This window comes from Pedobacter sp. GR22-10 (assembly GCF_026239715.1).
Classification (GTDB): domain Bacteria; phylum Bacteroidota; class Bacteroidia; order Sphingobacteriales; family Sphingobacteriaceae; genus Pedobacter.
In genome coordinates, this window is sequence record NZ_JAPIVR010000004.1 from 469949 (window position 1) to 495577 (window position 25629).

Below are 25629 nucleotides of genomic sequence, written 5' to 3' on the forward strand. Positions count from 1 at the left end.
GAATGCAGTACAAAAATGAAGTAGAAGCTGTCAACGCACTTCACCTGGCTTTCAATAACATTAAAGCTGAAATTGGTAAAGTGGTTGTTGGGCAAGATGAAATCATCAAATCTGTTTTAATCGCCATCTTCAGTAACGGACACTGTCTGCTGGTTGGCGTTCCCGGATTGGCTAAAACCCTACTCGTTCAAACTGTGGCTGCAGTATTGGATCTGGACTTTAACCGGATTCAATTTACACCCGATTTAATGCCAAGTGATATTATTGGCGCAGAAATTTTAGGAGAAGACAGGCACTTTAAATTTATCAAAGGGCCTGTTTTCTCTAATATTATCCTGGCGGATGAGATTAACCGGACGCCTCCAAAAACACAGGCCGCCTTGCTGGAAGCCATGCAGGAAAAATCAGTTACCGCCGCCGGACAAACCCACGTTTTACCCAAACCCTTTTTTGTTTTAGCGACTCAAAATCCGATCGAACAGGAAGGTACCTATCCCCTGCCTGAGGCTCAGCTGGATCGGTTTATGTTTAATATCCTGTTAAACTATCCGGCATTTACAGATGAGTTGAATATTGTCCGGAACACCACCAGTAATAAAACCATTCAGTTACAAAAAATTATTCATGCAGATGATATTCAATACTTCCAACAACTGATCAGGGAAATTCCGGTAACCGATAATGTTTTGGAATACGCGGTTAAGCTGGCTTCTAAAACTCGTCCATATAGTGAATTTGCAACAGAGGCGGTAAATAAATACATCAGTTGGGGTGCTGGCCCAAGGGCTTCACAGTTTCTTGTTTTGGGTGCGAAATGCCATGCTGCCGTAACTGGCAAATACGCCCCAGATATTGAAGATGTTCAGGCGGTTGCAGAACCGATTCTTCGTCACCGAATTGTTCGCAATTACCGTGCGGAAGCAGAAGGCCTGTCTATTGAGAAGATTATCAAAGATCTTTTCTAGCATCTTTGATTTAACATAATACCTTCTTAATTTTCATTTTTCAGGTAGTACTTTTTATCATTTGTTTATTTTGATATCTTTAAACATAAATTGTTTAATCCTAAAAACATTCAGATGAAAACCAAAGCATTCACCCTTTTTATCCTGTTTCAATTGTTATTAGCAACTGCTTTTGCTCAAAAAAATGCTGGCTTAAACACTTTACTAGATAAAAATGCTGAATTTATTCTTCCACAAACCACTGATAAAATTTCTGCAGCTTTACATGCAAAAACCATTATTACAGATGATGAGAATGATGGAGAGCGATATGCAGAATGGATTACCTCATCAGGTTTAGGCGTCTACACCAATATCGGAGATAAAAAGACAGTCAATGATATCTGGTTCAGTATTCCCGACGATCGGTATCTCATCCTTTCAGGCTTGCCTTTTAATCTGGTACTGAATAAAACGACAATCGATGAGGCCATGGCTAAATTTAAGAAGTATAATGTAAAAAAGTCAAAACTTAGTGATGGCAGCTTCTATTCAAATGGTACAAAGCTGCTTTTTAAAAAAGGTCGTCATTATATAACCCTATCCTACAATGATCAAAACCTGTTAAAATCGCTATCTATTATGCGCTTCATTCCTGATCCGGCAGCCGGATAATTAATTTACATTTAAAACGAACAAGCATTAATTATCTGCACGACAAATCACATTGTAAATCTTTATTTTATATTTTTTGTTATTATCTTTACCACACTTATCACAGCATTCATTTAAAAATCAAAAATATTAGATATGTCAGCTCACGATTCACACGCTCCGGTTCAGGAAACAAAAGGGATTTGGACACTACCTTTAGCCGCATGGATTATTGTTTTAATTCTTCTTGTAGCATTCACCAGACCAATTTTTCATCATGCAGAAGAATCAACTTCTCATGAGAAAACGGAGAAGCCACATTCAAAAGCTGAAGAGGGCGAGGCATCTCACCACTAGAAAATTACAGGAATAAAAAAAGCGATGACATCATCGCTTTTTTTGTGGATTTTATTTCACCTGATGCATCAGATTGGGAAAATCAGTAATGACACCGTCTACCCCCAGGCTCATAAAATACTTCAGATCCTTAACCGTATTCACCGTCCATGGAATGATTTTAATACCCATTTCATGGCAACGATCTACCAGGCCTTTGCCAACCAAAACCGAATATGGGCTATAGATGGTAGGTTTAAAACCTAATTTTTCAATATAATCCTCAAAGGGTTCTTTCTCATCAATGAGTAAGGAAGTTTTCACTTTAGGATATTTTTCATGTAGATATTGTAAGGTTCGCATATCAAAAGATTCGATGATTACCCTTTTAGCGATTTTTTTACCATTCACTACATCCATAATCAATTCTACAAATTCTGCTGGTTCCGGATGGAATTCATTATCGCCATTTTTGATGGTTTTGGTTTCAATACTGTAAATCGGTTTGGCTAAGCGGTGTTCCTTTACATAGGCTTCTACAGCATCTATCGTTTCGGAGAGCAAAGGTTTATAAGCCTTGAATTTCATTTGCCCTGGAAAACGGGTATGGATCTTACTTCCTACATCAAATTTTTTCACCTGCGCATAATCCATCTGATAAATATTGTAGTTTTTCTGATCCTTAAAAGAAATGGGTTTGCCATTGGGCAATAATGAAATTTCATTGTTAAAATAAGGTTCCTGAGATAAAACAACCTGTTTATCCTTTGAAATTACCGCATCCATCTCTAATGTGGTTACGCCTAAATCCAGGGCTTTCAACATGCCTTCAATTGTATTTTCGGGCATAATGCCTCTCGCTCCTGCTTTGCCCTGAACATCAAACTTCCTTTTTTGTGCCGATGCCTGAAAGAACAATAGCATGATAGCAGATAGGATAAATAGTTTTTTATGCATAAATTTTGTTTTTAGGGTAAACGTAAAACCCGGATTTAAGTTGTAAAATAATTGGATAACAGGTTTGCATTCTTCGCCCGTTAGAAATAAAAAAAGCTTTCCTTTTACAGAAAGCTCGTTTAATTCACATTTTAGGTTACTATCTTTCAGCGGGAACAAATGCTTGTACAATCAGGTTCCAGCTCGCATCAGCGGCTTTTTCATATACGAAAACGTAATTAAAACTTTCGCGTAAATCTGCTTTATAATCTATGGTGGCTACTCCGAAGGTATAGGCTAAATCACTGCCCAAGGCTTTATCTACGCCTGTGGTTTTCAGGTTGATTTTACTAATCATTCCGTTATAAAACGAAACAATTTTACCTTTCCCGGTGATCAGGTCATTCCCAGGGAATAGCACTCTTGCATCATCTGTCAAGAAACCACCAAAAGCCGCAACACCATGCGTTTTTAAAAAGGTATTCAAGGTTTTCTCAGTGGTGAGAATAATATCCTTTCCGGCTTTAATTTCTTTTTCATTTAAAAACTTGGGTGCAACATGATCTTTCGGTTCAATAAATTTTGCTGCGGTTTGACCCAGCGGCTTATTGCTTGAGGTTTCCAAATCAATCGCCAGCTTCCATTTACCATTTTCTGATTTCCAGATGGATAAATATTGGCCATATTTTTTCTCTGCACCATCAACCATATACGGACCGGTAGTAAAACCTAAATCACCACTGTGTGAAACCTGCGCTAAGTTAGGCTCCCAGGTAACTGATTTTTCGCTATTGGTTTGGGCATTATAATATGTTTTTACATTAACAGGATTTGGTCGAAACACCAAAGCACTCGCTAATGAATGTGCCAGATAGGCATCTTTATCGCCACTTTTTGCAACCGATTTTGCGAAATCTTTTTCTGCATTAACCAGAGATTTTGTAGTTCCATCATTTTTTTGCGCAAATGCACTCAGCGCTAAAAGTGATACGATTGCTGTTGAAAATATTGTTTTCATTATATGTGTTTAAGTATAGTTGTGCGAATATAAAATTTTATCAGTTCGCTGACTTTAAAAGTAATTAACAATTACACAATTTATTTTTCGCGAAAGATGGTTTCCAGTACGGTTTGTCCGGTAGCTTTAAGCGTATTCCGATCAATATTGGCCAGGTTATCCAACTGTGTATGCCAGTTGATATAAAAACCACTGTTATCGTTATAATGGATAATATCTATTGATGGTACACCAGCCTTATTCATCCAGAAATGATCATCAACCAGTTTTCCGCTGGGCAGATTTACAAAATAGGAACCATAGCCAATCTCATTACCAATAGCCCATACATTGTTTACCACCGCCGGTGCCGACTGCCGTGAAATTTCATCCTGCGTAAATTGTGCATTACCGCCGCCAACCATATCCAGATTGATACCATAACGGGCTTTATAGCCTTTTGCGATGGCATTTTTAGACCAATACTGAGAGCCTAAACACCAGGTTACCTCATCTGGTGTTTCATCATTTGCTTTACCGTAGTCTTCCAGATCCCACAGCACAAAATCGACACCTACATTGGGCTGTTTTTTCTCGATCTGGCGAGCCATTTCTAAAATTACGGCTACGCCACTGGCACCATCGTTCGCCGCATCAAATGGTTTATCATGATTCGATGGATCAGTATCCTGATCAGAAAACGGACGGGCATCCCAATGTGCGGTAATCAGCACCCTTTCTCTCTTCTCCGGATTAAAACTGGCCTCAATATTTTTCAATTGAAAAGTTTTCCCATCGTAAGTCCTGGTTTTTTCACCTGTTATTTCGACTGTCGCACCAAAAGATTTAAGCTTAGCCACCAGGTAATCTGCACATTTCTGATGCGCTGGCGTACCCGGAATACGCGGACCAAAATCAACCTGGGCCCTGGTATAAACGTAGGCACTATCAGCATTAAATACTGGCGAAACCAATTTGACCTCCTCACTGGAAGAATTTTCAGTAGCTTCAGTTTTTGATTTGTTTTTACATCCCTGAAATGCCATAAATCCAATTAATGGGATGATTAAAAGTTTTTTATTCATTTGGTAAATTTTATAGCTGGCCATTTAATCAGGCAGACGCCAAACTCCCGACCTAAGACTCCGGACTTAATTATGCCTTACTCCAGGTTGTTCCTTCTTTACTATCTTTCAATTGAATGCCCAGTTCCTGCAAACCAATTCTGATTTTATCAGATGTAGCATAATCCTTATTGGCCTTAGCCTCTGTACGCAGATCAATCACCATATCCAACACACCATTCAGATCATTACTTCCGGCATCTTCATCTTTTAGTCCGAGGATATCAAAAACGAAGTCGTTGATCAATTGCTTTAACTGCTCCAGCTGATCTGCAGAAATTTTGGCTTTTCCATCATATACTGTGTTGATAATTCTAACGGCTTCAAATAATTCGGCAATTAAAATCGGGCTGTTAAAATCATCGTTCATTGCATTGATGCACTTCTCTTTGATTCCTTCTATATTAAAGTCACTTGCGTCGGATACGGTTAATTTATCCAGCAAACTAATCGCGGCCATTAGCCTTCTGAAACCTTTTTCAGAAGCATCCAAAGCATCATTTGAAAAATCCAGTGTACTGCGGTAGTGTGCCTGAAGCATAAAAAACTTAACCGTCATCGGGCTATAGCCTTTTTTCAGGAGCGGATGATCACCAGTGAATAATTCTAAAGGGAGAAAACCGTTCCCGGCAGATTTAGACATCCGCGTACCATTTACCGTAAGCATATTGGTGTGCATCCAGTAACGGGCAGGCTGTTTATGGCTGCAGGCTTCAGATTGCGCGATTTCATTGGTATGGTGTGTAGCTGCAAGATCCATCCCACCGCCGTGAATATCAAATTCATCGCCCAGGTATTTAGCACTCATGGCTGAACATTCGATGTGCCAGCCTGGAAAACCCAAACCCCAGGGCGATTGCCATTGCATTAAGGTTTCTGGTTTTGCTTTAATCCATAAGGCAAAATCTAAACGGCCGCGTTTTTCATCCTGGCCACCCAATTCACGGGTGTTATTGAGCATATCCTCCAGATTTCTGTTGGTGAGGATGGTGTAATTATATTCCTTGCTGTATTTTTCAACATCAAAATAAACATTGCCACCAATCTCGTAACCGTAACCATTGGCGATAATGACCTTAATCATTTCAATCTGCTCGATGATGTGACCGGTTGCTGTAGGTTCTATACTCGGAGGTAAAGTATTAAACATGCGTAGCACATCATGAAAACCTAAAGTGTATTTCTGTACAATTTCCATAGGCTCCAACTGTTCCAGTTTAGCACGTTTGGCAAATTTATCATCTCCTTCATCGCGATCACCTTCCAGGTGGCCGGCATCGGTAATGTTACGCACATAACGAACCTTAAAACCTAAATATTTAAGGTACCTGAAAATTAAATCGAAAGATATAAAGGTACGGCAATTGCCTAAATGCACATCGCTGTAAACTGTAGGGCCACATACATACATGCCCACATGGTTCGCATTAAGTGGTTGAAATAGTTCTTTCTTACGTGAAAGCGTATTATAAAGCTGTAAGCCAGTATTCATATTGCAAATGTAATATTTACCAGCGTAAAGTTTGAGGAATGAAAAATTGTTTAACCAACTGAATGGTTAATTGACAATTCTTCAATGAAAAGGATAGGTGAAATTGGCTATCAACTACGAAAAAAGTTCCTGAACTTGATTGCATAATGCCAATCACGGTCAGGAACTCTAGATTATTCGTTATTTCTTCAATTTCGATTTAAAGATTTTTTCCAGTTTTTCAATTTTAGGTTGAATAACTAACCTGCAATAGGCTTCATTGCCATTTTTATTAAAATAATTTTGATGATAACTTTCCGCAGCATAAAATGGCTTTGCGGCTTCTATGGCTGTTACTACTTTTTTACCATAGGCATTTGTTTTGTTTAATTCTGCCTTATACTTTTCAGCCAGGGCTTTTTGTTCTGGTGTATGGTAAAAAATCACTGAACGGTATTGTGTTCCGGAATCTGCACCCTGACGGTTTAAAGTAGTTGGATCATGGCTTTTCCAGAAAACTTCTAATAATTCATCGTAAGAAATTTCCATCGGGTTGTAAGTAACCTGTAAAACTTCAGCATGACCCGTATTACCTGTACAAACTTCTTCGTAAGTTGGATTAGCTAATTGCCCACCTTCATAACCTGATTTTACGGCAGTAACTCCTTTTAAACGCTGAAAGATGGCTTCAGTACACCAGAAACAACCCATTCCAAAGGTTGCCTTTTCTGTTTTTTTCCCTTGTGCATTGGCCTGATTTAAGGCTAAGACAGACAATAGAATTAAAATTATTTTTTTCATGTGCTTTGTGTGTTTATTTCAGGATACTAAATACTTTATCTGATACATTCGAAACTTTAAGCTAAAATATCCTTGTTATTAATATTACGAAATAAAACCCATCGTGGTTTAAGATTAAACAATAATGGATTTTACATGACAAACCCAACATTTTGTCCTTTTTTGTGTTTATGTTAATAACTTAAAAATCTGATCATTAATTTTTTAGCTCCATCTTATTTACCTTAAAGACACTTATTAACAATTCTTTTTTAAATTCGTAAACATTAAATTTAAAATCATGTCTACACCGTATATTCCCTGTTTGGATTTGGGTTCTTATATCAATGGAACTGAAGAAGAACGTAAAAAATTTTCTGATGAGTTGGGCAGGGCCTTCAACGATTCGGGTTTTGTAACCATTACCAACCATGGTCTAAGCCAGGAATTAATTGACAAGCTGTATGAAAACATCCGTGCTGCTTTTGCTTTGCCTTTAGATATTAAAAAGAAATATGAGAAACCAGAGCTTGCTGGTCAACGTGGATATACGAGCGCAGGCAAGGAAACAGCAAAGGGTGCCAAAACGCCGGATTTAAAAGAGTTCTGGCAGATTGGACAGGAAGTGACGGATGGCGATCCGGTAAAGGAGCAATATCCCGACAATGAAGTTTTAGAAGAGCTGCCAGAATTTAACCAGGTTACGGGCGATATTTACAAGAAACTGGAAGAAAATGGAACACATCTTTTACGTGCAATTGCAACCTATCTTAAATTGCCCGTAAACTATTTTGATCAACATGTTCACAATGGCAACTCCATTTTGAGAGGTATTCATTACTTCCCTATTGAAAATCCTGAAGTTATTCCTGATGATGCTGTTCGTGCAGGTGCACATGAAGACATTAATTTGATTACTTTATTGATTGGTGCAAGTGCCGATGGTTTAGAGGTTTTAACCCGAAGCAATGAGTGGTTACCGATTAAGGCGCACCATACCGATATTGTGGTCAATGTTGGCGATATGCTGCAGCGTTTAACCAATAATAAATTAAAATCTACTACCCACAGAGTGGTTAATCCACCTCGTGAATTAATGAAAACATCCCGTTTCTCGGTACCATTCTTCCTGCACCCACGTAGCGACATGGATTTAACCAGTTTATCATCTACCATTGATGCTGAACATCCAAAAGCTTACAGCGACATGACTGCCGGTGAGTACCTTGATGAAAGATTGAGAGAGATTGGTTTGAAGAAATAGTTTGGCGTTGGAAGTCCGGAGTCGGAAGTTCATAGTCCGGAGTTAAAGAATATAAAAGCATCGGCTAAAATCGATGCTTTTTTGTTTACCTTAAAATATGTATTCCATTCAATTAGAAATTTTCAGACAGATAAAAGGTATTGGCTCTGCTTCCGGTATATTTTCAAATGCCGAACAGCTATATATTGTAGGTGATAATAGTGCCTTTTTAAATCAATACGACCTGAACAGCAATAGATTGGAAAAGATTCAGATTTTATTCGATCAGACCCTTACCCGGAAAGAAAACATTCCTAAATCCCTGAAACCAGATTTTGAGGTGCTCTGTCATTCTGAAAACACACTTTATATTTTGGGTTCTGGCTCTACACTAAACCGGAACCGTCTAATTGCACACGATTTAAATACTAAAAAAATTAAGGCTCAAAATGTAAATAAAACCTATGAAAAGATGCGGCAAGTGGCCGGGATTGACCTTAAGAATTTTAATATTGAAGGTGCTATTTTTACCGGCAAGCAGTGGTTGCTATTTAACAGGGGAAATGGTCAGGAAGGAAAAAACGGAATATTTATCCTGAAGGGGAATGATTTAACAGTATTGAGCGAGATTAAATTTAGTCCGGTTCAATTGCCTCATATTAATCATGTAGAATCTTCCTTTACCGATGCGATACAGGTAGGAAAGGATATTTTTTTCATTGCTACTGCTGAAGATACTCAATCAACTTATCATGATGGTGAGATTCTGGGAAGCTTTATCGGAAGCATTGATTTACAAAACTTAAACCTCAGCTTTAGTTATAAAATTCCAGGTCAACATAAGTTTGAAGGGATTGCCTTATTTAAACAGGAAAAAGACCGGCTTGAATTTTTGCTATGCGAAGACCGTGATACAGCGGAACTAAATACAACTGTTTATAAGTTAAGCTTAACTTTATAAGGTAGCTTTTAAGTGTAAAATACTTCATGATAAAACTTATTTTAAGTTGCCAACTTTCTGGCCAATTGACTATTTAGAGTTGACAACTTTTTAGCTTTATTTTTTCGAGTCGTCAATCGCCTTATTCACCACATCCTGTATTCTGCCTCTAATTTTAAGATTTGATAATTTATCCGTTACTGTTGGGTTCACCCGGTTTGATAAGAAAATATAGACTAAACCTCGAGATGGATCTACCCACACGCAGGTTCCGGTATAACCGGTATGACCATAAGTTTGCGGCGATGCTAAATTAGAAGGATAATGTTTGGTGCTATCCGGATCCCAGCGATCGAAACCTAAACCCCGGCGGCTTACATTAGATTGCTTTGCGGTAAACATATCTACCGTTTGGGGTTTAAAATATTCCGTTCCGCCATAAGTCCCGCGGTTTAAAAGCATTTGGTACATGATAGCCAGATCATTTGCGCTGGCAAATAAGCCTGCATGGCCTGAAACACCTCCCGCCAAGGCTGCACCCTGATCATGAACATAACCTACCAACAATGTTTTTCTGAAATAAGTATCTTGCTCTGTTGGGATGATCTGATCCTTACTGAATCTGTTTCTCGGTAAAAACCCTGCAGTTTGCATGCCAAGAGGTTTATAAAACTGCTCGTAAGCATACTGATTTAATGGTTCCTCACTGATGTGCTCTACAATATCTTTCATCACATACATGCTAATATCGCTGTATACATATTTACCACGTGTTCTGATGGGCGAATTGAGCATTTTTGGCCACATAAAATCTTTAAAGAAACCTTTCTTAATGTAATACTGATCTGCCACTTTAGTCGGAAAAGCGGCAGATGAATCTCTGCTGTAATCGCTGGTTTTTACATAATCATGAAAAGGAATATAGGGAATAAAACCTGCCTGGTGCAGCATCACTTCCCTCACTTGAATATTGTTCATTGGAGAAGTACGGGCTTTGGCAATATAGGTACCAATGGTGGTATCTAGTTTCAGTTTTCCTTCTTCAACTAAACGCATTACAGCAGGGGTAGTAGCCGCAATTTTAGTCACTGAAGCTAAATCAAAAATATCAGTAACCTGATCAGGTACTGTGGTATCATAAGTATGTGTTCCATAGGCCTTATTGAAAATTACCTTACCATCTTTGGCGACTAAAACCACCAAACCTGGTGTAGCTTTCTGACTAATGGCTTCAGCCGCAATGGCATCAATTTCACTTAAACCATTTGAATTTAATCCGGCATCTTCTGGAACCGTGTATTTCAACCTTGTTTTAGCAGTTATAAAGCCAGAACCCAAGGTATAACGTGCTGAAAAAGTAGTGGTGAGTTTATTCTCTGCCGCAATGCCACCAAAAATATATTGCGGAACCAAAGCCGCAGCATCTGCATTATTTTGTGCAGTAAAAACAATTGGCGATTGCAAGGCATCAAAGGTTTTTAAACCCGGCCCGTTACCAAAAAAGGCTATAATTACTTTTTTTGTTTTGCTGATGCTATTGATAAAATTAATATACCTGGTATTGGTGAGGTGTTGATCATCAATAGAAACCAATACGGTGTTATAGTATTTCAGGTCATCTTCCAGATCATTCAGGTTAACACTATCTTGATAATTCGCAGCAGAAAAAGATGTTACCTTATCATATTTATTAGACAGACTATCAAAAACCATACTGTAGGCAAAACCTAAGCCGACCGAAGCAATAGTCTTTTTTTCCAGCGATTTTAAGGGAATAACCGAATCCTGATTATTTAATACCACGATGGTTTTAGCAATACTATTAGCAATGGAAAGCTTCCTTTCGTTGTTGGCATGATCTTGTGCACAAGCCATTAAACAGAGAATATTAAAAAAACTTACAGCAGCCAGAACCACTAATCTATTTCGTTTCATACGGCTAAAGATAGAAAATTGTAGTGATTTGACTTTTAAAAATCTACTTTGTAGCGGAATAAAATAAGAGCCCCTATCCGTCTATAGGCACCTTTCGCGCCTTGGAAGAGAAAGGCCTATGAAAAAATATTTCTCCTACCAATAGCGTCGTCCTCTCGACCGCAGTGGAGAGATCTTTGTATCTCGCTAAAAGATGAACTTACATTATACCAAAGTTCAGTTTATTCCACCTCTTATTTTCAAGGAGGAGCAAAGGGACAGTTTTAATTTCATTTGCTCAGGTTAATAATGCTTTATAAAGAAATTACTAATTCACAACAATTATATTTTAATCCATTTTTACCACCCCAATAACCGTCATTTACATGTTGAGTTTTAAACAAATCCGTTTCATTAAGCTTATTTTCTATAATTTAGCCCATTCACATTGCCATATTACATGACTGATATTATTCACTTATTGCCTGATGCTGTTGCCAACCAGATTGCTGCCGGAGAAGTTGTTCAAAGGCCAGCTTCGGCGGTAAAAGAATTGCTTGAAAATGCGATTGATGCCGGTGCAGATAAAATACAACTGGTGATTAAGGATGCTGGTAAAGCACTGATACAGATCGTAGATAATGGTTGTGGGATGAGTGTAACAGATGCGCGTATGTGCTTTGAACGCCATGCCACTTCGAAGGTAAAAAAGGCAGAAGATTTATTTGCCATTCGCACCATGGGTTTTCGTGGTGAAGCCATGGCCTCCATCGCCGCGATTGCACAGGTGGAAATGAAAACCCGCAGGCATGAAGATGAGATTGGCACCTGTATTTCCATTGAAGGCGCACAGGTCATTGCACAGGAACCGGTTGCTACAGCAGCGGGCACTCAAATTTCTATTAAAAATCTGTTTTTTAATACGCCTGCCCGGAGAAACTTTTTAAAAAGCAATCCGGTAGAAATGCGCCATATCATTGATGAATTTCAACGTGTGGCATTGGCACATCCTGCTGTATTTTTTAGTTTGCACCACGATGGAACAGAGATTTTCAACCTTCCTAAAGGTAATTTGAAGCAGCGGATTGTACATCTTTTTGGCAATAATTACAATGAACGACTGGTTCCTGTTGAAGAGGAAACAACCATCATAAATTTAAAAGGATATATCGGTAAACCTGCCTTCGCTAAGAAAACGAGGGGAGAGCAGTTCTTTTTCGTGAACAACCGTTTTATAAAAGATCCATACCTTAATCACGCCGTTAGTTCTGCCTTTGAAGATCTTTTACCTGATGACAGTTATCCGCTTTACGTGTTGTTTATCGAAATTGATCCTGCAAAAATTGATGTCAACGTTCACCCAACGAAAACGGAAATCAAATACCTGGATGAAAAATCCATTTATGCGATTTTAAAATCGGCTGTAAAACGTTCCATCGGTCGGTATAACATTGCACCCACGTTAGATTTTGACCAGGAAACAGGCTTCAGTAATATGATCACGCAAAAGGCCGTGGAAGATATTGTTCCACCAAGTATCAACTTTAATCCGGATTTTAATCCCTTTGCCAGTGATAGCAGTTCAACCTCCGGTTATTCCTCCTCGCCCAGAAATTACGATGCAAAACCCAGTGCCAAAAACTGGGGTTCCTTATATGAGATTACTGACCAACCTGTTGTTGAACAAACATCCATTTACGCAGAAGACAGTCACGAAATTGAAACATCAAAAAAGCAGTACATGCAATTGCATAACCGCTATATTGTGTCGCAGATTAAATCAGGCTTAATGGTGATTGATCAGCAGATGGCACATGAACGAATCCTGTATGAACGTTTTCTCGTACATCTGGATGACCGCAAAGGTGCATCGCAGCAAAGTTTGTTTCCCCAAACCATTACTTTAAACGCCAATGATTTCGAACTGGCTAAAAGTTTACTGGATGATATAAAAAGTTTAGGCTTCGATGTACGGGAATTCGGTAAAAATACGTTGGTGGTAGAGGGTGTTCCCGTAGACCTGGGAAGCAGCAGCATTAATGAAACACAACTTTTTGAACAATTAATTGAAGGTTTTAAAAACACACAGCAAGAATTAAAGTTAAGTAAGCGCGATCGCCTGGCAAGGAGTCTGGCTAAAAACAGTGCCATAAAAGCAGGTACAGCTTTAGCACAGGAGGAAATGAATACGCTGATTGATGAACTTTTTGCCTGTAAAACGCCTAACTTTAGCGTGAGCGGAAAACCAGTTATCCAAACGATTACATTAGCAGAACTGGATAAAAAATTTGAGAAGTGAGGAAAGTAAAAAGTTGAAAGCTAAAAGCTTGACAACCCAAACCCTAAAACGATGGGCGATCAACAAAAAACGAAAAACGATAGAAGAAAACAATAAATGAACAACATACATATTCCACCAGTAGTTAAAAACCTGCTGATCATCAATATATTATTCTTTCTGGCTACTTTATATTTCGAAACCAAAGGAATCAGATTGGGCTTTAGTCTGGGTGCTTTTTACTTTGATTCACCAATGGCCAGGCCATGGCAACCCATTACCTACATGTTTATGCATGGTGGCTGGGCACATATTTTCTTTAACATGTTTGCGCTTTATTCCTTCGGTACGCTATTGGAAGCACGTTGGGGTGCAAAAAAATTCTTGATTTTTTATTTAATAACCGGACTTGGTGCGCTTGCTTTGCAATTAGGCGTGCAGGCTTTCGAAACCTATCAGATAACTGGTGCTGTTGTTAACCCGGGTGCCGTTTCAGTTGATTTTGCCACCAGCATGGTTGAAGCCAATATAAAAGGTTTAAACAATCAGCAATTATCAAAATTGATTGATATTTACACCACACCAATGGTAGGCGCATCAGGTGCCATTTTCGGCCTTTTAGTTGCCTTTGGTATGCTTTATCCGAATGCGGAACTCATGATTATGTTCATTCCGGTGCCCGTAAAAGCAAAGTATATTATTCCTTTTTATATTCTGGTGGAATTGTTTTTAGGCGTGGGTCAGTTTGAAGGTGATTCTGTGGCACATTATGCACATTTGGGCGGGGCCTTAATCGGCTTCATACTGGTGAAGATATGGAAAGATAAAAACACCAATTTTTACACTTATTATGAATAATACTTTTAGAGATTTAAAGTTTAAAATATTTCAGTCTGGCAACCCGCTGTTTTTATATATTGGTTTAAATACCATTATATTTCTGGTTACCACTGTTCTTTCTGTATTCTTATTTCTGGCAAAAAGCGACTTCATGATCAGCGAATGGATCAGGAATTACTTTGGTGTTCCGGCAGCAATTTCTGCACTTCCTACCAGATTTTATACGGTAGTTACCTATATGTTTTTCCATGATGGTTTCCTGCACCTTTTATTCAATATGCTTGGGCTATTCTGGTTCGGGAATATCTTTATGAATTTCTTAAAAAGCAGGCAATTCCATTTTGTTTACCTGGCTGGTGGAATTACAGGTGCCCTCCTTTATATTGCCGGATTAAATATTTTTCCGGCCTTCGCCGGAGGCATTATCGGGCAAACGGTTATTGGTTCATCGGCAGCTGTAATGGCTATTATTGTGGCCACCGCTACACTTGTTCCCAATTATGCCATTATGATGATGTTCATCGGTGAAGTAAAAATTAAATGGGTTGCCATCGTTTATTTCTTTATCTCATTTATTGGATTATCATCTGCAAATGCTGGTGGAAATTTAGCCCATATCGGCGGTGCGATTTTAGGCTTTGCCTTTATAAAAAGTTTACAGCGTGGCCGTGACTGGAGTAAATTATTTGAGCGTAAACCAAAATTACGCGTGGTAAAAAATGAAAAACCTCCCGTTAAAAAACCTGCCTTTAAAGATGTATCACAACAAGAAATCGATGCAATTTTAGATAAAATATCTTCATCAGGCTATGACAAATTAACCGCAACAGAGAGAGAGAAATTATTCAAAGCAAGCAAAGATTAATGTCGACTAAAAAGTATAATTTACTGGATAAACTATTATTTCCGATAGCGATCATTTTAGCTATAGGGTTAATATTGGGAACAGTTGCGGGCAATATGGATCCGCGTCAACATCCTATTATTGCTTTTTTCGGTTTAGCCTATCCATATTTTTTATTTCTTCACATCATCTTTATCGCCTGGTGGTGCTTGAGTAAAAAATGGATTTTCGCATTGGCCAGTGTGGTTGTCATCGCCTATGGCTATAAAACTTTAAGGGCAACATTTTCCATTAGCGGCGATAAAGGCCCGATTGAAAAAGCGGATAACAGCATTAGAATGATGACCTATAATGTTCATAATTTTAAACTTTACGGTGGTGAAAATGATGAATCGGTAAAAGAAAAAATACTCCAGGTGGTGAAAGAGCAAAATCCTGACATCATTTGTTTCCAGGAATTTTATACCCGTTATAAAGGAGATTTCGATACGATTGACAGCCTGAAAAAGATTTTAAAAACAAACCATTTCTTTTTTGTTCCGACCAATAAAAACGATTATGAAGCCATTGGTTTAGCCATTTTTTCAAAATTCCCGATTAAAGCCTCCGGTAAAATCCCATTTGTGGAGGGCTTCCCCGGCAATATGAGCATCTACACTGATTTAGATGTTAAAGGTCAAAACTTAAGGGTATATAATGTGCATTTCCAATCCATTTCTTTCGAAAAGCAGGATTATGAATACCTTGATAAGGTGAAAGAAATGAATACGCAAATTCAGCCATCAAAACGCATTTTAAGGATGTTAAAAAGTGCTTTTCTTAAAAGGAGCAGTCAAGTAGATGTAATGAAGAAAGAAATGGCAAACTGTAAAACCCCTTACCTGATTGCCGGCGATTTTAACGATACGCCTGCATCATATGTAGTGACCCAGATTACTCAAAACCTTAACAATGCTTTTATTAAAAAAGGTTCGGGCTTCGGCACCACTTACAATGGCAAATTTCCAAATTTTCAGATCGATTATATCGCCACCTCCAAAAACCTGGAAGTGCTGAACTATAAAATAGAAAAAGCAAAATTATCAGATCATTTCCCAGTAAGAAGTGATTTAAGACTAAACGCTCAACCAATAGAGAAGAAATAGTTATTTGCCCTGCATGAATTTATTTTCTTATCATACATCAACATACCAGGTAACTGTTTTGCAGATATTTGGATAAAATTTATAACCCATGAGCTTAATCGATGCACTAAACTGGCGTTATGCCGTTAAAAAAATGAATGGTCAGCCTGTAGAACAAGATAAGGTAGATCAAATTATAAAAGCTGCGCAGTTGGCCCCAACATCTTCAGGCTTACAGCCCTTCAAGGTTATTGTCATCACAAACCAGGAATTAAAAGAACAAATCTTGCCAATAGCTTATAATCAATCGCAAGTGGTAGATGCTTCTCACCTTTTGGTTTTTGCTGCCCAGGAAAATTATACAGAAGAAGGAATTGATGAAATGTTCGATAGAATGAATACCGAACGCGGTTTGCCCTTAGATACTACAGATGCTTATAAAGAACAGTTAAAAGGCATGGTATTATCCCGATCTGCAGAAGAAAACTTTCACCATGCAGCCAAACAGGCCTACCTGGCTTTTGGTGTTGCCATTGCCCAGGCCGCTTTATTAAAAGTTGACCATACGCCTATGGAAGGTTTTGATGCCTCAAAACTGGATGAATTATTAGGCTTAAATGAAAAACACTTAAAAAGCGTAACCTTATTACCATTAGGGAACAGAGATGAAAATGGCGACTGGCTGGCAAATCTTAAAAAAGTGCGTACGCCTTTAAATGAGTTTGTAATAGCATACAAATAAAAAATCCATATCCAACAGTATAATGAACAAGCTGGCTTTGGCCAGCTTGTTTTTTTTACATCGAAATTCCGGCAAATTTTCTGAATACTTAATGTAAAAAAGTGTTAAAGATGCATACAATTTAGGTGCTCTATTTTTAATTGGATATATTTACAACCTAAGTATTTAATTTCCAATTCATGAAAATTTTTAGACTATCCTTTTTAATCCTCACCCTTCTATTTACCATACATTTTTCCTCATCAGCACAAACGGATACAGTTAGCATCAATACCCTCATTGCCAAAACCAACAAAGCATTAAATGATTATCCGTCAGAGAAAATCTATCTTCATTTTGATAAGCCTTATTATGCCATTGCAGATACGGTTTGGTTTAAAGCTTACGTAACCGAGAATCAAAACTTGCTATCTGGAATCAGTAAGATTATTTATGTTGATGTGATTAACCAGAAAGATTCACTGATCCAAACGATAAAACTGCCTGTTACCGGCGGTGTGGCGACTGGAAATTTCCCTCTGGATCAGGTGAATTATAAACAAGGCAATTATCATATCAGGGCTTATACCATGTGGATGCTCAACTTTGATAACCCAGCTTATTTTAATAAAACTTTCTATGTAGGTGAGGCGATTGATAAAGAAGTTAAAACCCACATTACCTATAAAAACACTTCTACTGATAAACAGGAAAAGATTGATGCCCGTGTGCAGTTTAAAGATGCCAATAATAAGCCTTATGCCAACAGAAACGTAAGCTGGCAGGTAGTAACCAGTTATACGGTGATTGCCAAAGGCAGGGGTACAACTGATGCCAATGGTTACCTAACAATTGCCATGAGCGCCAACCAAAAGGCCGAATATCAATTAAAAAAAGGTGAATTAATCACCAGCCTGAATACCACGGATAAAGATGTAGTAAGCAATAGCTTTACCCTGGCCAATGCCATTTTAAGTAAGGATTTTCAATTCTTTCCCGAAGGCGGAAACCTCATTGCCGGACTGGTGAATAAAATCGCCTTCAAGGCCATTAAAAGTGATGGATTAGGCATTAATGCTAAAGGAACTGTTACCGATAGCGATGGCAAGCAAATCGCGACTTTTAATGCCCAGCACCTGGGGATGGGCAGTTTTGATTTACTGGCCGAAAATGGAAAAACGTACAAAGCCACGGTAACTTATACGGATGGCACTACAGCGACTTATCCCCTTCCGGCCGTTAATGAAAAGGGTATCAAAGTAACCGTTGATAATACGGACGCTGAAAACGTTCAGGTTAAAATTGTTTCTAATGATGCTTTCTTCGATGAAAATAAGGGCAAAAAGCTATATCTGGTAGCACAAAGTAAAGGTGTAATCTGTTATGGTGCGCAAACGGCATTATCAAATAAAGAATATAGTACGAGTATTTTGAAATCTAAGTTTCCATCTGGCATTGCACAGTTCACCTTATTTACAGATGCAGGCAAGCCACTAAGTGAGCGATTGGTATTTGTTCAGCATAAAAATAATATGGCTGTCACTTTAACCACTGCCACCCCAGCTTATGGCGTAAAGAAAAAAGTAAAGGTTAATGTATCTGCTAAAAAAGATGGTGCTCCTGTTGAAGGAAATTTCTCTGTGGCAGTGGTAGACGAAACAAAAGTACCGGCAAATGATGATGCTACCAGTACCATTTTAACCGGACTATTACTCAGCAGTGATATTAAGGGTTATGTAGAAAAACCTAATTATTACTTTAACGCACCCGATGCTAAAAAGAATGCTGACCTGGATGTACTCTTGCTTACGCAAGGTTACCGCAGTTTTAAGTACACGGATGTGTTGGCAGGCAACTTACCAAAAATCAGCTTTATGCCAGAACAGGGCATAGAAGTTTCTGGAATATTAAGAATGAATAATGGTATTCCGGTGAGGAAAGGACAGTTATTGCTTACCATTCCTGATAAACGTTTTAACCTGGAAGGCATAACAGATCCGGTTGGAAATTTCAGGTTTAAGAATTTAGTGCTGAATGATTCTTCAAAAGTAACCATCACGGCTAAATATAATCCCAATTATAAAGCCATGGCCATCAGCCTGAACGGATCTCCTGTACCAACCCTAACCCGAAATTTCAGTGCCGCAGAGGAGGTTTTAAACATTGATAGTGCCCTGACCACTTATTTAGATAACAGCAAAAAGCAGTATTCTTATTTACACACGCTAAAAGATGTAACCATTAAAGGTGCTGTTACCCCGAAAGTGAGCCATAAAGATTACCCCAACTTAACCGGACTTCCGCAAATGGCTGATCATGAAATAACAGGCGATCGTTTACAAGGTTGTGCTTTATTAATTAATTGTTTGCAGGGTATGCTTGCCGGTGTAACCTATCAGGATAATAACTTTTATGTAACCCGCGACTTTAATGCCGGCAAAAAGATTCCGATGGGAATTTTTATCAATGGAATGAGTGTTGATGTGAACCAGATTAATACTTTAAATCCAAATGAAATCGAATCTATTGAAGTATTTTTAAGGGATGAGCTGGGTTTAGTGAACCGTGCAAATAACGTAAATGGAGTGATTGTATTTAACCAGAAAAAAGCACCAAAGGGAACGAAAATTTCAAAAGCGCAATTGCTGGATTTGCTTCCTAAAAACTACGAAGTGACGTTTTCACCTCAAGGTTATAATAAAGAGAAACAATTTTATTCGCCTAAATATGATGTTCCCGCTAATATGAACAAAACCGATTTAAGAACCACCATTTACTGGAATCCAAAAATCATTACAGACGCTACCGGAAATTCCTCTTTTGAATTTTATAATGCAGATGGAAAGGGGCAATATAAAGTGATTATTGAAGGAATTGACGCCAATGGAAACTTAGGCAGATCAATATTACGATATACGGTTAAATAGTAGTAATATGGTTTTATAATGGCTCGGATACTAATGGTATCTGAGTCTTAATTGATTTATATAGTTTATTAGTTCCCGCGGATTTCACAGATCCCCACAGATTCATACATCTCATTTAAAAATAAGTAAACATCAACTTCATTATTCTGCGCTTATCATTTTAAATCTGCGGGAGTTAATGGCGTGTGATTCAAAGTTTCCCGCTGATTTCACAGATCCCCGCAGATTCATACATCTCATTTAAAAAAAATAAGTAAGTATCAGCTTCATTATTCTGCGCTTATCATTTTAAATCTGCGGGAGTTAATAGCATATAATTCAAAGTTTCCAACAGATTTTTATACTGATCCGGAGTAACTACTGATAAAAGTAAACGCATTTTATACACTGGAAACTTAAATTACTGACCAAACAGGATACGGCAATTTCTCACCATTCAATCCGGCAATAACATTTTCAGCAATGAGTTTCGCCATGGCATCACGTGTTTCTTCCGTTGCGGAGCCGATATGAGGCAAAACAGCCGCATTATCCATATTTAATAAGGGGTTATCTTTATCCATGGGTTCAGGATTGGTTACATCTAAACCCGCACCCCAGATGATTTTTTCTTCCAATGCCTTGATTAAATCTTTTTCATTGTGAATGCCACCTCTCGCTGTGTTGATAAATATGGAGCTTGGTTTCATTTTTTTGAAAACATCCATCGAAAATTTATCTTTGGTTTCATCCGTCAGCGCAGTATGAACGCTAATGACATCACTTTTTGCCAGCAATTCTTCAAAGGAAACATATTTTGCATCGATTTCTTTTTCTGCAGCTTCGTTACGAGACCGATTGTGGTAAATAACAGGCATTTGAAAAGCACCTGCACATTTTTTAGCCATTTCCAGTCCGATTTTCCCCAATCCAAAAATGCCCAGTGTCTTTCCGTTTAACTCTATACCTAATTCTGGTGTAGGCTCGTAATTCTGCCACTTACCATTTATAATTTTCTTATGCAGGTAAAATGCTTTTCTGGAAACGGCCAGCATTAATAAAAAAGCAGCAGAAGCCGTAGCACCGCTTAAAACACCAGGTGTATTGCCAACAGGAATATTTAACTTTTTTGCCTCCGCTACATCTACCTGATCAAATCCTACGGAGTGAAGCGCAATAACCTTTAAATGTTTAACAGCATTCAAAAATTTAGCATCAATTTTATTCGGGCCCACACTCACTAACGCATCCTGATCTTTACAGGCCTTGATTAATTCTTCAGGAGTAATCTGCCGATCCTCCTTCCATTGGGTAATTTCTATGTTTTTTTCTTCCAGTTGTTTTATACCAATCTGTGCAATGTTACCGCTTATAAATACTTTCATACAGTCAAAACAATGAAAATTTGAAGGTGTTTTAATATTCCAAAATCGGCATCTTTATTTTACCGTGGTACTTAGCCTTTGAAAAGTATGGGCACTAAAATAACCTAAAGCTCCGTTAGAAATATTAGATGTTGGGTTAGCAGGCGTGGTCCCCTGATTCGGCCCCCCACCAGATTGCTCGCTTAATGCGTACCAGTAATTAAAAATATTGGCGTCAATACCTTCCATTTCTACACTAATATTATCGCCGCTTTTTAAACCCTCATCGTCGTCATCATTTGCCTCATAAAACAATTGAATCCGCAGGTTATTGCCATTGGTTAAGCGATCGTTGTTCACATAAATCCGATCAGAAAAAAAGCCATTTACATACAGGTTAAAGTGGTAAAAATTGGTTTCATTTACAGGATCTACCAGAAAAGCAGCAGCCGTTTTACGCTCATTTCCAAAAAAGTTATTGGTTATCACACCAATGGAATCCAGCTTCACAAGGTTAGGCATTTTTGAACTGGCCTGGTAATTTTTACCCTCAGCAGTGACATCCATTTTATAGGTAATACCAGCAACACCTCTCATACGGTTTACATAAATACCGGGCGCCTTCTCTGTAAAAACATAGGTGTTGCCATTGTTATCACTCACTTTAACTGTAGCGCCTGATACTTTGGGATAAATCCCTTTCTCATCATAGCCCACAGTTTTACTGATCAAAATCTGCTGTTCGATTAACCTGTTTGAAATTTTCCCTTCAATAACCAACTGTGGTGCTGCATTGTTGGTATCAATCTGGATAATCTTTTTACAGGATGCCAGACCAATAGTGGTCATCAGCAAGTATATTAAATATTTTTTCATGGGTTAAAATTTAAAATTCCAGGTTACAGAAGGAATAATTCCAAAAAGAGAGGTTTGTTCTGCCGCGGTTTTACCTGGCTCATTCGGATCATTGATAAACTCAATTGAATATGGATTTTTTCTGTTCAGGGCATTATATACACCAAAGTTCCAGCTGGATTGAAATCTGCCTCTGCGTTTGCCTTCCAGCGTGGCACTTAAGTCCAGGCGCATATTATAGGGCATTCTTCCAGCATTTCTTTCTGTATAATAATATACTGTTTGTCCGCCAACGATATACTTCCCTGCCGGAAAAGTAACGGCATTTCCGGTGCTGTAGATAAAGCTGGAAGAGAAAGTCCAGCGTTGATTCAGGTTATAGATACCAACTACCGATAGATCATGCGTGCGATCCTGTCGCGCCGGGAAGTAGTTCCCGTTATTCAGTTCCGCAAACTTCCGTTCTGTTTTTGATAAGGTATAACCAATCCAGCCATTGATCTTTCCGAATTTCTTTTTAAAGAACAATTCCAAACCATATGCCCGGCCCGTACCATAAAGCAACTCTGACTCTACATTTGAATTGGCCAGCAGTTGCGCCGCATTCTTGTAATCGATCTGATTCTGCATCCATTTGTAATACACTTCACCAGACAGTTCATAATTATTTTCATCGAGGTTTTTAAAATAACCCAGGGCTACCTGATCTGCGATTTCGGGTTTGATGTTATTGCTGCTTAACACGTACTGATCAGTGGGTGAACTCGATGTGGCATTGGTTAAAATATGAATATTTTGTGTATTTCGGTTATAAGATGCTTTTACAGAGTTTCGTTCGTTGAGCAAATAACTCACAGAAAAACGAGGTTCCAGATTGAGGTAATTTTTATAAAACTTCCCACTACCGACCTGATCTGTCTGGTTGATATTTCCTTCCTTATCATACTGGCTAAAATTACCCGGACCTAACAATGAAAAAGCAGCCAGGCGTACACCATACAAAAAGTTAAGCTTATCGTTTACCGCCCATTCATCTGATACATAGGCGGCACTTTCTAATCCATAACGTTTCTCTTGTACCAGTGGATTCACCTGCGATTCCTGACTGCTTGTCGTGATATCAATGGGCGAAATGCGGTGATGCGTAGCGTTTAAGCCAAACCTGAAAGTGTGCTGATTACTGAAATATTGAAAATCTTCCTTAAAATTAAAATCCCTCACCAATGAAGTAGCCTTAAAATTGGTGACATCATTCAGCAGCCTTACGGTGTAGTTATAATTGTTGTAAATGAGGGAAGTATTGGAAAATAAGCGATCGTTAAAAATATGATTTAAACGAATAGTGGTGGTTACGTTTCCCCAGTTGTTTTCAAATAAATCTTTAACACCAATATTATCCTTACCAAAATAGCCAGAAATATAAATGGTGTTTTTATCGTTGATTTTATAATTCGCCTTGGCATTGATGTCATAAAAGTTCAGGGTACTTCCATTGATGGATGAATCAGGTGAAGCACGTAAAAAAAGATCGATATAAGTTCGCCTGAAACTGACCATGAATGAGCCTTTATCTTTTACAATAGGTCCTTCGGCTTTTAGTCGGGAGGCGATTAAACCTATTCCACCCTGAAATCTAAATTCCTTATTATTGCCATCATCCATTTTAACGTCTAAAACAGATGACAATCGGCCGCCATATTGTGCGGGCATTCCACCTTTGTATAAACTTACATCCTTGATGGCATCGGCATTAAAGGTAGAAAAGAAACCCAAAAGATGCGAGGAGTTGTAAACCACTGCCTCATCCAGGATGATCAGATTTTGATCGGCCGCACCACCACGTACATAAAAACCTGTATTTCCCTCGCCTCCTGATTTCACACCTGGCAGCAATTGAATGGTTTTTAAAACATCCTTCTCCCCCAACAAAACCGGAATAGTGTTTAAGGATTTCATATCGATCCGCTCCAGACCCATCTGCGCACTTTTGACGTTCTCATTTTTGCGGTTATTGGCATTTACCGTTACTTCGGCCAGATCATTGGTACTCTTCAATTCCTCATTCAGTTTCGTATCCTTATTGAGGGTAATGCTTTTTGTTACGGGAATGAAACCAGTATAACTCACCGTAACGGTGTACGTTCCTTCGGTTTGTGTTAAGGCAAAATAACCATAGTTGTTGGTTAGTGTAGCCGCATTGGCTGGTCCTGATATTTTAATGGTAGCACCAATTAAGGTTTCGCCAGAACTTGCATCACGGATGGTACCGCTTAAAGTAAATTTGTTTTGAGCGGAAACCGATGAACTGAATAATAACAAAAGGAAAATAGGCAGGTAGAATTTTATCGACATATATACGGGAATCTTTTGAAATAAAGTTTCAAATGTACGAAATACGTAATGATGTCCATGTGATGAATGTATTAATGCAGACACATTTAATCAAAATGGCGCACTGCATTGTGCTGACTTAAGGCCATCACTTAACTAATGTCATTCGATCAAAAAGCCAACGTCATATTAATTTAATTCTTCAATAAATGTGGTTCAACTGCTTTTTCCCAGATGGCATATCCCGCAGCATTCATGTGCAACATATCTTCCACAAAAAGTTCCGGACGTAGATCGCCCTTTTTTGTTAACATTAAGCTGTATACATCAATAAATTTGGTATTGGATTCTTTGGAAAGAAAAGCTTTGATTAATGCATTAGCGGCGATTGCTTTTTCTTTGAATGCCGCCCTGCTAGGGCTGGGTTTAATGGAGATGTACAATATGGGTGTATTGGGCAATGCAGCCCTTATCGATTTATATAGGGTGATGGTTCTGTTTAAAACCGAATCGGGTGTAGTCTTTTCATTTGGCAGATCGTTCTCCCCTACATAAAGTACAATTTGACGGGGATGATATGGAAAAATAACATCCTTTAAATAGAAAGTAATGTCGTTGGTTACCGCCCCGCCAATGCCACGGTTAAGTACATTGTATTTGGCAAAAACCTGGGTGAGATCATCCCATTTACGAATGGATGAACTCCCTACAAATAGTATGGGTTTCACCGGAGGTTTATACATCTTGTCATATTTTTTTATCGTTTGTACATCATCCCAGAAAGCAGGTTTATTTTGGGCAAAAGCAGCTATAAATAAAAACGGAGAAAGAATCAGTGTAAAGATTATTTTTTTCATGATGTTGAGATTTTGAAAGGGCACAAGATAACAATCGTACATATAAATTTAAGAAATTTGATGTAACAGATTTAGTGACCGCGGTTTTTATACTATAGATATGGCCTTTATTTAAGGCTCTTTAAAAACTAGTTTGAGCAAAATGAGTAAAGGAAGAACACTGCACAAAA

General features: G+C 38.3%; 21 protein-coding genes. 11 read left to right on the top strand and 10 right to left on the bottom strand.

What is annotated here, in order from left to right:
- Window positions 1-2: 2 nt before the first annotated feature.
- The 3 genes from OQX64_RS18615 to OQX64_RS18625 all read left to right on the top strand — a co-directional run bounded on the left by OQX64_RS18615 (window position 3) and on the right by OQX64_RS18625 (window position 1955).
- On the top strand, window positions 3-965 hold the full coding sequence (locus tag OQX64_RS18615; protein ID WP_265819886.1) for an AAA family ATPase: 963 nt from the start codon (window positions 3-5) through the stop codon (window positions 963-965).
- 114 nt (window positions 966-1079) lie between these two features.
- Complete coding sequence (locus OQX64_RS18620) at window positions 1080-1619, top strand: hypothetical protein (RefSeq protein ID WP_265819887.1); 540 nt, start codon at window positions 1080-1082, stop codon at window positions 1617-1619.
- Window positions 1620-1754: 135 nt separating this feature from the next.
- The gene (locus OQX64_RS18625) at window positions 1755-1955 is read left to right on the top strand and encodes a hypothetical protein (RefSeq protein WP_088301872.1); all 201 of its coding nucleotides are present in this window, start codon (window positions 1755-1757) and stop codon (window positions 1953-1955) included.
- Between the two features lie 51 nt (window positions 1956-2006).
- On the opposite strand, the gene OQX64_RS18630 is transcribed toward OQX64_RS18625, so the two are convergent.
- The 5 genes from OQX64_RS18630 to msrA all read right to left on the bottom strand — a co-directional run bounded on the left by OQX64_RS18630 (window position 2007) and on the right by msrA (window position 7263).
- Window positions 2007-2891 (bottom strand): glycerophosphodiester phosphodiesterase family protein, encoded by an 885-nt coding sequence (locus OQX64_RS18630; RefSeq protein WP_265819888.1) that lies wholly within the window; start codon window positions 2889-2891, stop codon window positions 2007-2009.
- Between the two features lie 139 nt (window positions 2892-3030).
- On the bottom strand, window positions 3031-3888 hold the full coding sequence (locus OQX64_RS18635) for a DUF4440 domain-containing protein (protein WP_265819889.1): 858 nt from the start codon (window positions 3886-3888) through the stop codon (window positions 3031-3033).
- Between the two features lie 80 nt (window positions 3889-3968).
- A complete protein-coding gene (locus OQX64_RS18640; protein WP_265819890.1) occupies window positions 3969-4952 on the bottom strand; it encodes a M28 family peptidase in 984 nt (327 codons plus the stop codon).
- 70 nt (window positions 4953-5022) lie between these two features.
- Window positions 5023-6483 carry a cysteine--tRNA ligase gene (gene cysS, locus OQX64_RS18645; RefSeq protein ID WP_265819891.1) on the bottom strand — a complete coding sequence of 487 codons (1461 nt, stop codon included), beginning with the start codon at window positions 6481-6483 and terminating at the stop codon, window positions 5023-5025.
- A 180-nt stretch (window positions 6484-6663) separates the two neighbouring features.
- The gene (gene msrA, locus OQX64_RS18650; protein ID WP_265819892.1) at window positions 6664-7263 is read right to left on the bottom strand and encodes a peptide-methionine (S)-S-oxide reductase MsrA; all 600 of its coding nucleotides are present in this window, start codon (window positions 7261-7263) and stop codon (window positions 6664-6666) included.
- A gap of 280 nt (window positions 7264-7543) precedes the next feature.
- Here msrA and OQX64_RS18655 point away from each other — a divergent pair, with 280 nt between their 5' ends.
- On the top strand, window positions 7544-8506 hold the full coding sequence (locus OQX64_RS18655) for an isopenicillin N synthase family dioxygenase (protein ID WP_265819893.1): 963 nt from the start codon (window positions 7544-7546) through the stop codon (window positions 8504-8506).
- Window positions 8507-8603: 97 nt separating this feature from the next.
- Entirely contained in the window at window positions 8604-9446 is an 843-nt protein-coding gene (locus OQX64_RS18660; protein WP_265819894.1) for a DUF6929 family protein, read from the top strand.
- A gap of 96 nt (window positions 9447-9542) precedes the next feature.
- Here OQX64_RS18660 and OQX64_RS18665 read toward each other — a convergent pair whose 3' ends face one another.
- The gene (locus OQX64_RS18665; protein ID WP_265819895.1) at window positions 9543-11360 is read right to left on the bottom strand and encodes a serine hydrolase domain-containing protein; all 1818 of its coding nucleotides are present in this window, start codon (window positions 11358-11360) and stop codon (window positions 9543-9545) included.
- Between the two features lie 439 nt (window positions 11361-11799).
- Here OQX64_RS18665 and mutL point away from each other — a divergent pair, with 439 nt between their 5' ends.
- The 6 genes from mutL to OQX64_RS18695 all read left to right on the top strand — a co-directional run bounded on the left by mutL (window position 11800) and on the right by OQX64_RS18695 (window position 20073).
- Window positions 11800-13638 (top strand): DNA mismatch repair endonuclease MutL, encoded by a 1839-nt coding sequence (gene mutL, locus OQX64_RS18670; RefSeq protein ID WP_265819896.1) that lies wholly within the window; start codon window positions 11800-11802, stop codon window positions 13636-13638.
- A 96-nt stretch (window positions 13639-13734) separates the two neighbouring features.
- Window positions 13735-14475 (top strand): rhomboid family intramembrane serine protease, encoded by a 741-nt coding sequence (locus OQX64_RS18675; RefSeq protein WP_088301863.1) that lies wholly within the window; start codon window positions 13735-13737, stop codon window positions 14473-14475.
- Window positions 14468-15322 carry a rhomboid family intramembrane serine protease gene (locus OQX64_RS18680; RefSeq protein ID WP_265819897.1) on the top strand — a complete coding sequence of 285 codons (855 nt, stop codon included), beginning with the start codon at window positions 14468-14470 and terminating at the stop codon, window positions 15320-15322. Before OQX64_RS18675 ends, OQX64_RS18680 begins: the two co-directional genes overlap by 8 nt.
- A complete protein-coding gene (locus tag OQX64_RS18685) occupies window positions 15322-16446 on the top strand; it encodes an endonuclease/exonuclease/phosphatase family protein (protein ID WP_265819898.1) in 1125 nt (374 codons plus the stop codon). The genes OQX64_RS18680 and OQX64_RS18685 overlap by 1 nt, the downstream gene beginning before the upstream one ends.
- 88 nt (window positions 16447-16534) lie before the next feature.
- Window positions 16535-17167, top strand: a complete 633-nt coding sequence (locus tag OQX64_RS18690; protein WP_265819899.1) for an NAD(P)H-dependent oxidoreductase — start codon at window positions 16535-16537, stop codon at window positions 17165-17167.
- Between the two features lie 179 nt (window positions 17168-17346).
- Window positions 17347-20073, top strand: a complete 2727-nt coding sequence (locus OQX64_RS18695) for a carboxypeptidase regulatory-like domain-containing protein (RefSeq protein ID WP_265819900.1) — start codon at window positions 17347-17349, stop codon at window positions 20071-20073.
- Between the two features lie 395 nt (window positions 20074-20468).
- Here the strand turns inward: OQX64_RS18695 and OQX64_RS18700 are convergent, their stop codons facing one another.
- The 4 genes from OQX64_RS18700 to OQX64_RS18715 form a co-directional block, all read right to left on the bottom strand.
- Window positions 20469-21437 (bottom strand): 2-hydroxyacid dehydrogenase, encoded by a 969-nt coding sequence (locus tag OQX64_RS18700; protein ID WP_265819901.1) that lies wholly within the window; start codon window positions 21435-21437, stop codon window positions 20469-20471.
- Window positions 21438-21491: 54 nt separating this feature from the next.
- The gene (locus tag OQX64_RS18705; protein WP_265819902.1) at window positions 21492-22292 is read right to left on the bottom strand and encodes a DUF4249 domain-containing protein; all 801 of its coding nucleotides are present in this window, start codon (window positions 22290-22292) and stop codon (window positions 21492-21494) included.
- Between the two features lie 3 nt (window positions 22293-22295).
- A complete protein-coding gene (locus OQX64_RS18710) occupies window positions 22296-24623 on the bottom strand; it encodes a TonB-dependent receptor (protein ID WP_265819903.1) in 2328 nt (775 codons plus the stop codon).
- Between the two features lie 173 nt (window positions 24624-24796).
- Window positions 24797-25459, bottom strand: a complete 663-nt coding sequence (locus OQX64_RS18715; protein ID WP_265819904.1) for a GDSL-type esterase/lipase family protein — start codon at window positions 25457-25459, stop codon at window positions 24797-24799.
- Window positions 25460-25629 lie beyond the last annotated feature (170 nt).